At 34.2% G+C, this 684-nt stretch carries 1 protein-coding gene and 1 pseudogene; both read left to right on the top strand.

What is annotated here, in order from left to right; translation table 11 throughout:
- Nucleotides 1-326 (top strand): annotated as a pseudogene (locus KVT27_RS26840) (phage terminase small subunit); the annotation flags it as partial.
- Nucleotides 301-684 (top strand): phage terminase large subunit (locus KVT27_RS23440; RefSeq protein ID WP_217582056.1); only part of this gene is annotated, 384 nt, incomplete at its 3' end. The pseudogene KVT27_RS26840 and the gene KVT27_RS23440, both read left to right, overlap by 26 nt.

Raw genomic sequence — 684 nt, 5'->3', positions numbered from 1 at the left:
AGTTAAGAAAACAAAAAATGAACGAACATGGATTAGATGAAGAGTGGGACATTCAATTTGCTTGGGACAAAGAAGCGAACTTATTCAATGCACAGTCACGGGCTTTTGCTGAATTCCGTAACTTAATTAAACAGTTTGATGAATTAGCAAATAAGAACGATAAACGTAGGTTAGAACTCAAGATGATGCAGCTTAATGTACAAAAAGCAGAAGCAGAAGTAAAAGAAGTTACTGACAAAGGGAATAAGAGTACGGGTACTATCATTGTTAACGATAAAGACGAAATGAGAAGGATATTAAATGAGCGAAGTAATAGAAATACTTGATTTAATAAACCCTAATTTCTATGATTTTTGGTTAAATGATGATAGATCAAGAAACCTTTTGTCAGGTGGCCGTTCTTCAATGAAGTCATCTGTTATTTCATTGAGGCTTGTAACTGATTTTATGGAAGACCCAAACGGTAATATAGTTATACTACGTAAAGTAGCAAAGTATCTTTCTACTTCTGTATATGAGCAGATAAAATGGGCGATATATATGCTGAAATTAGAAGATGAGTTCTTTTTCGGTCAATCACCGCTTGTTATACGTCATAAGGATACAGGAACAGCTTTTTATTTCTATGGCTGCGATGACCCTATGAAAGTTAAATCTGCTAAAATCGCTAGAGGTTATGTTATG

The sequence above is a fragment of the Lysinibacillus sp. GbtcB16 genome (assembly GCF_019091145.1).
Lineage (GTDB): Bacteria > Bacillota > Bacilli > Bacillales_A > Planococcaceae > Lysinibacillus > Lysinibacillus fusiformis.
The sequence above is the reverse complement of the archived record's forward strand: the minus strand, read 5'-3'. Positions and strand labels throughout refer to the sequence as shown.